This is a genomic window from uncultured Campylobacter sp. (assembly GCF_937981295.1).
In the GTDB taxonomy this organism is placed as follows: Bacteria; Campylobacterota; Campylobacteria; order Campylobacterales; family Campylobacteraceae; genus Campylobacter_B.
In genome coordinates, this window is sequence record NZ_CALJPC010000026.1 from 1 (window position 1) to 10,925 (window position 10,925).

Below are 10,925 nucleotides of genomic sequence, written 5' to 3' on the forward strand. Positions count from 1 at the left end.
CGCTAAGGGCACGCAGGTTGCAGACGGCGCCGTTTAGACTGACGCTTTTTAGCGCGGAAAACTGCAACAAACTCTCGCAATCAAATGGCTCGCCCGCAAACGGGCGCGTCTATTTCTATGCGCTCTATGCCCGCTAGCGCCGCAAACACCGGTAGTTTAAACGGCTCCGCGCCCTTGGCATCATCCTCGCGAAAGCAAAAAGAAACGCCTTTAAGCCCACCCGCATTCTCGATCGTAAAATTTTCCGCCTTGCGCGTATCTACGCCGAGTCGAACGCAAATTTTAAAGCGATCGCAGTCTAGGCTTAGGCGGCGAATATGAGCCTTGCTAAGATCTAACGAGACGTCTTTTTGCGGCGCCCAGAAAAAGCTCTCTATCTCACGCCCCTGCGACCACTGCGCAAAACCCGCGTCGTTGCCCGCATAGTAGAAAAACCTAGGCCAATGCCCGCCGGCCGGTATTTGCATTCCATCAAACGCGCTCCACGAAATAGGCGTATCCGCATTCACATAGGCATCAGCATCGCCGTAACCCTTAGGCGCGATACTTATAGAGCTGCCTTGCCCCGCGGGGATATCCACCTCATGGCTATTTTCGCCCGTTAGCGAAATATAAAATTTACCTTCGTTTTTTCTCATGATCTATCCTTATTATCTGCCTTTTGCAAGCGGTGCGCCGCGTCTGCAAAGCAAAACCCCTAGCCTACAAGCGGGCATTGCGCCGAATAGCCCTCTCGCACCCGTCATCTCCGCTTTCTTGCCAAAAGATAAAACAAAATGATCGCCGTCAAAACCGCCGCGATTGCGGCGTAAATTTTACCCATGCCGCCGTAGCTCTTGGAATCGTCGCTTAAATATAGATTTATTATCGCGCCGTTGTCCGTTGAAATTTCAAGCTTCGCGCCCTTTGCGCCGTTTAGCTTTACGCGCAGCATATTTGCCGCGGGGCTTGAAATTTCGGGCTTATCCATAAAGGAGTAGCTGGTTTTGTAGCTTTTCATCAAATCGTTGCAGTCCTTGGGGGCTACGAATATATCGTAAAACGCGCCGTTTTTCACGCTCAGATTTTCTCCGCCTTGCACGACGAAGTATCTAAATTTAGGCGCCTGCGTGATAAACTCCCACCGTAGCGTTTTTTGCTTACCGCCCTGCTCGTAATTAAACTCCGCGCCGTATTTGGTGTCAAATTTAAAAACCTCTCTGCTGAAAAGCACGAACTGCCTATCGCTTAAAATGGCGTTAGGATCGGAGTTTTTGTCTAAAATTTTAACGTTTTGAAGCTCCCTGCCGCCTTCGTAAATTTTAAAACTTTTCATCGCTACGGGCGGCCCCTCGGCATTAAATTCCACGCTTACGGGGTTTGCGGTGATTTTGCACTCGGGCATGGGATCTGGAATTTCATTGCTGAAAAACGCAAGCGCGGGCTCGTCGTTCGGGTAGTAAACGTAAGGGTGCGAGTTTAGCGCGGTGGCGCTTTTGAACTTATCCTCCCTCATCCGTAGCGTTTCGTTTTTACACATCCCAAGTAGAAATTTGCCGCTTCCTTCGTCGTTTAAATTCCGCGAGCAAAAGGCGTTGAGGCGCGAATTTCCCATCTCAAAAACGTAGCTACTTTTTTTGCCGTGCTCAAAATAGCCGATGCCGATCTCATCCGAGGCAAAATCCAAAAATGCAAATCTATGGTAAATCGCGCTTAAAAGCCCGTCGATCGCGCTTTTTAGATCGCTTGAATTATAGGATAAATTTTCCCTCACGACGGCACTATAGCCTGCGTAAAAAGCACGCTTTGACGGATTTTCACCCGTAAAATTCGGTCTGCCCGGAGTCTCGTCGTGCGACATCGCCTCGTTTGCGACGACATATTTTGCGTGATTAAGCGCGGAGGTGTTTAAAATTTCATTCTGCGAAAGCTGATTTAGCCCCGATTTTGCGCGCACATTGTTGATGTAGCTTAGCGGATCGTCGTAAAAGGAAAAGCCGCTCATCGCAACGAGCGGCTGTTTTAAATTTGAGGGGGCGTTTTCGCATGCGGCAAAAAGCGCGCAGATCGCCCCAAGACCCAGGAGCCTAAGCCGTAGGGCCCGCTTTGGCAAACTCGACCCCCTCTTTTACGTCCTCGTAGCGTTTGAAATTCTCTTCAAACATCTTTGCAAGCTTATCGCGCGTGATCTTATATTCCGCCGGGTGCGTCCATGTATTGATCGGATTTAGCAGCTTCGTCTCGACGCCTGCGAGCTCTTTTGGGATCGCTAGATTAAATTTCTCGAAATTTTCAAATTCGCACTTTTTGATACTGCCGTCTAGGATCGCGTTTATGCACGCGCGCGTGGCTTTTATGCTCATTCGCTTGCCCACGCCGTACGCGCCGCCGCTCCAGCCGGTGTTTACCAGATAGACGCTAACATTGTGCTTGTCGATCTTTTCGCCCAGAAGCTTAGCATAAACGGTCGGATGCAGCGGCATAAACGGCTCGCCAAAGCATGCGCTAAATGTCGCCACCGGCTCGGTGATACCGCGCTCGGTGCCTGCGACTTTTGCCGTATATCCGCTTAGGAAATAATAGATCGCCTGCTCTTTAGTTAGCTTTGCGACCGGCGGCAAAACGCCGAATGCGTCGGCCGTTAAGAAGATGATGTTTTTCGGATGGCCGCCCGCAGAGCTTGGCTCGTAGTTATCGATATGATAGATCGGGTAGCTGACGCGAGTGTTTTCAGTCTTGCTGCCGTCTTTGTAATCCACGACGCCCGCCTCATCCGCGACCACGTTTTCAAGCAGCGCATTGCGTTTGATCGCGGCGTAAATTTCAGGCTCGCTGCTCGGGTCTAAATTTATGCACTTCGCGTAGCAGCCGCCCTCGAAGTTAAATATCCCCTCATCGTCCCAGCCGTGCTCATCATCGCCTATTAGCTTGCGGTTTGGATCGGTCGATAGCGTCGTTTTGCCCGTACCGCTTAAGCCGAAAAATAGCGCCGTGTCGCCCTGCTTGCCCACGTTTGCCGAGCAGTGCATCGACATCTTGCCCGCAAGCGGCAGCCAGTAGTTCATCATCGAAAAAATTCCCTTTTTCATCTCGCCACCGTACCACGTGCCGCCGATAACGGCGACATTTTCCTCGACATTAAAGATAACGAAAACGTCGGAGTGCAGCCCGTCGCTCGCGTAATCTTCGTTTTTGCATTTGCACGCGTTGTAAACGACGAAATCAGGATGAAATTCCGCTAGCTCGCTCTCGCTTGGGCGGATGAACATATTTTTAACAAAATGCGCCTGCCACGCGACCTCGGTTACGAAACGCACGTTTTTACGGCTGGATTTGCTGGCGCCGCAATAGGCGTCTTGGATAAAGATTTCCTTGCCGCTTAGCTGGGCTTTAGCTTTGGCTAAAAGTTTATCGAAAAGCTCTTTTGAGATGGGCTGATTTACCTTGCCCCAGGCGATGTATTTTTGGCTCGGATCTTGTTTTACGAAGTACTTATCCTTCGGGCTGCGACCCGTAAAGATGCCGGTATCGACCATAAAGGTGCCGTTGCTTGATACGCGCCCCTCGCCTCTTGCCTTTTCAAGCTCGAAAAGCTCGTCGTAGCTTAGGTTGTGGTTGATTTTTTTGATATCTTTAAGACCTAGTTTATCCAGATCGTTCGGAGTTGTCATTTTGCGTCCTTTTTAAATTAAATTTTGATAAAAGATTGCGCTATTATAGCTTAAAATTTAGGTGAGCTCGCTTAAGCACCGAGGATGATCGCCATGAAATTTAGGCGGGAGCGCCGCCTAAATTTTAGAGCTTATCTTAAAATCGCGAGCACTTGATCGGCATCGACCGTATCGCCCTGGGCGACTAAAATTTTATCGATTATACCTTTGCGCGGGCTTTCGATATTTATCTCCATCTTCATCGCTTCAAGTACGATTATCGTCTGCCCCGCCTCGACGATATCGTCTTGCTTGACTAAAATTTTAAATACGTTGCTAGGAAGCGTCGCTTTTACTTCGTTGCCGTCCGCGCCGCTTGCCTTGCTTTCGGGAGCGGCTTGCACTTGCGGCTTTGCGGGCGCTGAGGTATCGAAGCTAACGTCGTATCGATCGCCGTTTACGAGCACATTTTGCCCTGCGAATTCTACGCTGTAAATTTTGCCGTTAATTTTAACGTCAAATTTGCCGTTTTTAGAAATACCGCTTTGATGGCTTGCGGCGGGTGTTACGTCCTCTTTTTTACGACTCATCACCTTGCCCTCGCCCTTTAAAAACGCGATGCCCTTTTCTTTGCACGCAAGCGCGATAAATATGTTCTCCTCACTAGGCTCGATGCCCTGCTCGCGTAGAATCTTCTGCGCATACGCGACGCTCTTACTCTCGTCGGCATCGGCGATATCTACAGCGTGTTTGGTTGTAGGCTGTAGTCCCAGCTGCTCCGCCGCCATCTTAATCACGCCTTCATCCGGCTTAACAGGCGTTTTGCCGAAATAACCTAACACCATCTTGCCGTAGCCTTCGGCGATCTTTTTCCACGGGCCGAACATTACGTTGTTAAACGCCTGCTGGAAATAAAACTGACTAACCGGCGTCACGCTCGTGCCGAAGCCGCCCTTTTCGACGACCTCGCGCATAGCCTTGATGACGGCGGGGAATTTGTCTAAAATTTTATTATCGCGCATCATCTGAGTGTTTGCGGTAAGCGCTCCTCCCGGCATAGGCGAAAACGGAATGAGTGGGCTTACCTGCGTAGCTTCTGGCGGCATGAAGTAATCCTTCAAGCACTCGCCCAAAACCTCTTCGTATTTTAAAATTTTCTCTGCATCCAGGCCCAGGTCGAAATTTTGCCCCTTCGTCGCGTGCAGCAGCGTGAGAATGTCGGGCTGGCTAGTGCCGCCGCTTACGGGATGCGCGGCAAGGTCGATGCCGTCTACGCCCGCAACGAGCGCAGCCTGGTAGCATGCGACGCTAACGCCCGCCGTCTCGTGAGTGTGCAAGCGGATATGCACCCCGTCGCCTAAAATTTTACGCGCGCGCTTGATCGTCTCATAGACCTTCTGCGGGCTGCTGGTGCCGCTTGCGTCTTTGAAGCAGACGCTGTCAAACGGAATCTGCGCGTCTAAAATTTGACGCAAAATCCTCTCGTAAAACGCCGCATCGTGAGCGCCGCTGCATCCCGGCGGCAGATCCATCATCGTAACCACGACTTCGTGTTTGAGTCCGTGGCGATGTATGCACTCGCCGCTAAATTTTAAATTTTCCACGTCGTTTAGCGCGTCGAAATTTCTAATCGTCGTCGTGCCGTGCTTAGCAAAAAGCTTGGCGTGCAGATCGATGATCTCGCGGCTGCCGGTATCGAGCGTGACGGTATTTACGCCGCGGCTAAGGGTTTGCAGGTTCGCCTCAGGCCCCACGATGCTTCTAAATTTATCCATCATCTCAAACGCGTCTTCGTTTAGGTAAAAATACAGGCTCTGAAACCGCGCGCCGCCGCCGAACTCGAAGTGCGTGATGCCCGCGTCTTTGGCCGCGCTAACGGCAGGCAAAAAGTCCGCCATCGCCACGCGCGCGCCAAAAACTGACTGAAATCCGTCGCGAAAGGTCGTATCCATAACGTCGATAAGCTTTTTAGCCATTTTTAGCTCCTAGGTTAAATTTAGCGTGAATTTTAATATTTCTAGCCTAAAAAAGCTTTTAAACCGAAAACCCCCGGAAAGATTGCGAGCGTTAATAGCACTAGAATTTGCAATAAAATAAAAGGTAGCACGCCCTTATAAATGTCCGTGGTATGGATTTGCGGCGGCGTCACGCCCTTTAAAAAAAATATCGAAAATCCAAACGGCGGCGTCATAAACGACGTTTGCAAATTTACAGCGATTAAGATCGCAAACCACACGGGATTGATATGTAAAGACTCTACTATCGGCAAAAGTATCGGTAAAATGATATATGAAATTTCGACATAATCTAGAAAAAATCCAAGCACTATGATAACTACCATCGTAAGCGCGATAAATCCCCATGCTTGACCGGGCAGATTCTCCATAAAATTTTTTACGACCTCATCTCCGCCCGTGTAAGAAAAAATCATCGAAAATGCCGTGGCGCCCATCAAAATCATAAAAACCATGCCCGAAATTTTAGCGGTATTTTTTAGTGCGTCATAGATCAGTCTAAACGAAAACGTGCGGTATAAAACAGCTAGCGCTATCGCACCCAAGCAGCCTACCGACGAGCTCTCCGTAGGCGTAGCGATGCCCGCAAAAATAGATCCCAAGACGAGCAAAATCAGCACGAGCACCGGCACGACGTTTTTAAGCGCGATAAAAATTTGCTTTGATTTGCTAAGCCCCTCTATCGGCGGAACAGGCGGCGCATAATCTTTGCAAATATATGAAATAATCGCAATATAAATCACGTAAAAACCCACTAGCACGAGTCCAGGAATAACTGCTGCGGAGAAAAGATCACCCACCGAAACCGAAAGTATATCGCCTAAAATAATCAGCACGATAGAAGGCGGGATAATCTGCCCAAGCGTGCCCGCAGCAGCGATAGTGCCGGTAGCTAGGGGTTTATCGTAGCCGTATTTCATCATCACGGGCAGACTAATGACGCCCATAGCGATGACAGTCGCGCCCACGATGCCCGTCGTAGCCGCAAGTAATGCGCCCACCAAAACGGTGCTGATCGCCACGCCGCCTCGTACGCCGCCGAATAAAAATGCCATCGACTCTAATAAGCGCTCCGCAAGGCGAGTCTTTTGCAAAATCATACCCATCAAAATAAAAAGCGGCACCGAAATTAGCAGCTGATTTTCCATAATCGAGTAAATTCTATTAGGCATCAGTGAGAAAAACTGCCTGCTCATATCCTCGAAAGCTTCGGTTAAAATTTCAAAGCCCTGCGCGTAATCCCACGCCTCACTAAGTCCGTAGATAAAGCCGAAAATCACAGCCACGGCGCCAAATGTAAACGCAACGGGAAATCCCATTAGCAGCATAAAAAGCGCTGCCGCAAACATCACTATGCCTATCATAACTCGCCACCTTTTATCTTGCCATGGCAAAATTCCGCCCAAGAGCGAAAAGTGTAAAATTTATAGAATTTTAAATTTAAGCTCATTTTGCCCTCACACACTCTGTGCGCCCGAAGAATTCCCACTAAGAAATTCCGAGCCTTTGTTTTCCCTAACATCAAGCAGGGCGTTAATATTTTTAATCAAAAATCCAAATGCGTAGATAAATAAAAACGCATAGCTAAGCGTGATTGCGGACTTGATGATCCAAAGATGCTGCATACCGCCGGGATTGGCGCTGGCCTCATGGCTCGCATAAGCCTCGCTTACATAATCGATCGAAAAAAACGCCACGAGCGCCACGAATGGCAAAATGAAAAATATCGTACCTAAGATATTTATGAGCGCTTTTGCAGTGGGACTAAATTTTTCGTAAAAAATATCCACGCGAACGTGTGCGTTTTCTTTGAGTGCGTAGGTCACACCGAATAAAAACATCGCCGAATATAGCCACCACGTAAGTTCTTGCATAGCGACGGAATTTGCGGCAGGAAAAAGATAACGCGCCACAACATTGTAAAAAACGACTATAACTAAAAGCGCCAAAAATACGATACTCAATACGCCTAAGATATTTGCGAACGCATCAAAAGCTCTTTCTAATCTGCGTAAAAAACCCTTCAAAATTTTACCCTTTGCTTGAAATTTTTGCTATGAAAGCTGGGATTTTAGCAAAAATATCTGCAATTTATTATAAAATTATGCGCGGAAAGGATTTTTATGATTTTAAAATTTCAAAACAGATACTCTAAAAGATTTCTCGCCTTTTGCGCTATTTGGGCGCTTTTTTGGCTAGCATTTTCATATTTTTTCTTGCAAAAATTCCTTTTTATCTATCCGGAAAGCTTTAGCATTCACGTGAGATTCGCACTTTGCGCCATAGCGCTAGGAGCGGTGATTTTAGCAGTTTGCGGCAAGGGCGTTTACGGCGCAATCTGCGGATATGCGGTATGGTTTTACGGCGCGGCGTTAGGATTTGTCTCATCGCTAAATTTAGCTAAAATTCACACGGTACTGCGAGGGAGCGGAGATATGAGCGGGATGAGCGGCTGTGGTGGAGCGGTGAGATTTTTAAATTTTGATCTAAGCATAGTGCCAATTTTTAAGACATTTAACAGCTGCGCATTCGACATACCGGCAGTACCAACTGATGTAACGCTAGAGGGGCTGCAAGCTAAGCTAACGGCGCTTTATAGCGGAGGCTGGTATCTGTTTCCAGCAAGTAAAAGCGTGGATCTGGCGCAATTTTGGAGTTTTATCTTTATATTTTTCGCAATTGTTTGGATGATTGGAATTTTTCTTGGGTTTTTGAATAAGAAGGCGCAGAGGTAGCCTCTGCGCCAAAGAAGTTACTGTGTAATAATTAGCAAAGCATCAGACGAATATACAGTATTTATATTCTTTAGCCCCGGCATCTCCCATACGTGAGCACATAGGCCATCTGTACTCTTTTTAAGAGTAACCTTATTTTTGCTATCGACAGTGTATGTGGCACAAACCTTATTCTTTGCGGTAATAGGATTTTTAACATTCGTCATGTTATTAAAACCTGTCGTGCTATTATCATACTCGCCTTGCGAAGTATAATAAGCCATTAGATCAGTCAGTGATGTAGATACGTTCTGCGCTGCTCTAACGACTTCCGCATCATCACGCGTAGCTGCTAGTTTTGGAATGGCAATTGCCGCCAAAACACCTAAAATCACGATCACGAAAATTAATTCGATCATAGTAAAGCCCTTCATGTTTTTATCCTTTGATAAAAAATTTTTGGACTTATATTATAGAGTGTTTACTATAAATTTAACTTAAAAGTTCTTTGCGAATTCTAACATTTCAGATAAATTTTTTATCGCATTCGCGCCGACCGCCACATAATGGTTATTTATCAGGCTTTTTCCGTTATAAAGCGGCGCCTTCATCGTCTTTAGATCCACTACCGCTCCGCCGCTTTGATGCAGCAAAAAATCTCCCGCGGCGATGTCCCAAAGCGAGCAATCACTAAATCTCGCATATGCACTGGCGCCCCCCTCGACTAAGATGCAAAATTTTATCGCAGAGCCTTTGCGCACGAGCTGCATTTTAAATTTTTGCGCAAATTGCGGATATTTCTCGGATTTGCTATGGCGGCCGTGCATGAAGATTTGCGGCGCGCTAGTGGGACGAGCGAGCAGTACGCCGTTTTTATAAACTCCGCCGCCATTTGAGCTATATATGTCGCCGCTTACGGGCACGCCGATTACCGCTAAAATCGGGCGCCCATACTCGATCAGCGCGATGCAGACGCAAAACTCGCCGTTGCGCGCGATAAACTCCTTCGTGCCGTCCAGCGGATCTATCAGCCAAAATCTCTCCTCGCTCATGCGCCGCTTGCTATCCAGCACGCGCTCTTCCGAGCAGATCGCGATGCCGCTAGGCTCTAGAGTGCGCATTATCGCATCATTTGCCGCGATATCCGCATTCGTAAGCGGCGATCTGTCCGCTTTGACGAAAACATCGAATTTGTCGTAATTTTGCATTATTGCGGCGTTTGCCTTTTTTGCAGCATCCTCGGCAAGCGCCAAAAGCTCATCCAAACCCACTTTCGCTCCTTAAATTTAACGGTGATTCTATCAAATTTAAAATTCCAAACGTCTAAATTTACGCAAGCAAAAACAGCCGAAATTTCAAAACCCTTTAGAATTTTAATATTCTTTTTTATATAATTGCTAAAATTTTTTAAAGGATAAACATGACCCCAGTCGTATTAGATAGCGTTAAACACGCGGATTTGAAATATCACGCAGACGCATTTCCTACCGCGCCTTTCGTGCCGGTGATCGCGCCGGAGATCCCGTTTTGCGCGGACAACCTCGTTATCGTATTTACCATCGAAAAAGAACCCAAAATGGTGGCGCTGCTAGGGCGCACCAAAAACGTCCTAATTGATAAGGATTATAAAGGAACGGTGCCTTCTTCGGTGCAGAATTATCCGTTTTTCCTAGCTCAGATCGGCGAGCAGACGGCGATCTGCTTCGATGGGGACGCGCAACAGATCAAAGGCGACGGCGAGGCGCTTTTTAAAGACGGTAAGCCGACGCCGTTTTTACAAAATTTAAAAGAGGTGATGAAAAATTACGCCGATTTAGATATGCGCACGCGCGTTGCCGCGGCGGAATTTCAAAAGGCGGGGATTTTAGAAGCCAAGGAGCTCGGTATCAACTCTAGCGGCAAGGAATCATCTCTACTAAACGGCTTTTCGGTCGTAAATCGCGAAAAGCTTTTGAAGTTAAGCGATAAAAAGCTTGCGGATTTCGCGCGCCGCGGATATCTGGAGCTAGCGTATTTCCATCTAAAAAGCCTTGCAAATTTTCAGCGCCTAGGCGATAAGATCATGCAGCTCGATCCGCCGATTACGCCGAAAGAAGCGAAAAAATAGGCGTTTTGCTTCTTGAATAGCTCGAAATCCTTAAAATTTTTATGATTTGACGTCGCGGAATTTAATTCCTAAAAGCAATATTGTGCAAAATTGTCGCAAGTATTTTACGGCGCAAGTTGTTTTTATAAATACCCAATTAAGCCTATCTAGTAGAATAAGCCTTAGAGCCTAAATGATTTTATTTGTAGCTAAGATTAAACGTACTGCGAGTCTGATCGTATAATTTTGCCATAAAAATTTTATGGCAAAATTTATCACCCTGCGCACGCAGGATTTTACACATAAAATTTCAAGCCCAAATTTTTGCATAAAATTCTATTAAATTCTTAATTTCTTTCAAGTAGATAAATTTATAAAATTTAAAATATCGTATGGAGTATAGACTCATCAAAAAAAAATGTCAACATAATATTACATAAACAATGTTATTTTTTGCAATTTAATTTATGGTAACCTCTAA

10 protein-coding genes are annotated in these 10,925 nt (G+C 46.9%); 2 read left to right on the forward strand and 8 right to left on the reverse strand.

The features are described from left to right. Positions 1-80: 80 nt before the first annotated feature. The 6 genes from Q0135_RS02405 to Q0135_RS02430 all read right to left on the reverse strand — a co-directional run bounded on the left by Q0135_RS02405 (position 81) and on the right by Q0135_RS02430 (position 7,671). Positions 81-638 (reverse strand): hypothetical protein, encoded by a 558-nt coding sequence (locus tag Q0135_RS02405; protein ID WP_297987959.1) that lies wholly within the window; start codon positions 636-638, stop codon positions 81-83. A 104-nt stretch (positions 639-742) separates the two neighbouring features. Continuing rightward, positions 743-2,092, reverse strand: coding sequence for a CAP domain-containing protein (locus Q0135_RS02410; RefSeq protein ID WP_297987961.1), 1,350 nt, complete (start codon positions 2,090-2,092; stop codon positions 743-745). Next, positions 2,067-3,650 (reverse strand): phosphoenolpyruvate carboxykinase (ATP), encoded by a 1,584-nt coding sequence (pckA, locus tag Q0135_RS02415; protein WP_297987962.1) that lies wholly within the window; start codon positions 3,648-3,650, stop codon positions 2,067-2,069. The genes Q0135_RS02410 and pckA overlap by 26 nt, the downstream gene beginning before the upstream one ends. Before the next feature lie 131 nt (positions 3,651-3,781). After that, positions 3,782-5,605, reverse strand: coding sequence for a biotin/lipoyl-containing protein (locus Q0135_RS02420; RefSeq protein ID WP_297987963.1), 1,824 nt, complete (start codon positions 5,603-5,605; stop codon positions 3,782-3,784). A gap of 41 nt (positions 5,606-5,646) precedes the next feature. Further along, the gene (locus Q0135_RS02425; RefSeq protein WP_297987964.1) at positions 5,647-7,008 is read right to left on the reverse strand and encodes a TRAP transporter large permease subunit; all 1,362 of its coding nucleotides are present in this window, start codon (positions 7,006-7,008) and stop codon (positions 5,647-5,649) included. A gap of 93 nt (positions 7,009-7,101) precedes the next feature. Then, positions 7,102-7,671 carry a TRAP transporter small permease subunit gene (locus Q0135_RS02430; RefSeq protein ID WP_297987966.1) on the reverse strand — a complete coding sequence of 190 codons (570 nt, stop codon included), beginning with the start codon at positions 7,669-7,671 and terminating at the stop codon, positions 7,102-7,104. Between the two features lie 96 nt (positions 7,672-7,767). On the opposite strand from Q0135_RS02430, the gene Q0135_RS02435 reads away from it, so the two are divergent. Beyond that, a complete protein-coding gene (locus tag Q0135_RS02435; protein ID WP_297987968.1) occupies positions 7,768-8,379 on the forward strand; it encodes a disulfide bond formation protein B in 612 nt (203 codons plus the stop codon). Positions 8,380-8,396: 17 nt separating this feature from the next. On the opposite strand, the gene Q0135_RS02440 is transcribed toward Q0135_RS02435, so the two are convergent. Together Q0135_RS02440 and Q0135_RS02445 are read right to left on the reverse strand one after the other, a co-directional pair. Next, positions 8,397-8,792, reverse strand: a complete 396-nt coding sequence (locus Q0135_RS02440) for a type II secretion system protein (RefSeq protein WP_297894317.1) — start codon at positions 8,790-8,792, stop codon at positions 8,397-8,399. Positions 8,793-8,855: 63 nt separating this feature from the next. Next, a complete protein-coding gene (locus Q0135_RS02445) occupies positions 8,856-9,629 on the reverse strand; it encodes a 3'(2'),5'-bisphosphate nucleotidase CysQ (protein ID WP_297987970.1) in 774 nt (257 codons plus the stop codon). Between the two features lie 149 nt (positions 9,630-9,778). Here Q0135_RS02445 and Q0135_RS02450 point away from each other — a divergent pair, with 149 nt between their 5' ends. Next, entirely contained in the window at positions 9,779-10,465 is a 687-nt protein-coding gene (locus Q0135_RS02450) for a SapC family protein (protein WP_297987972.1), read from the forward strand. Positions 10,466-10,925: the final 460 nt, after the last annotated feature.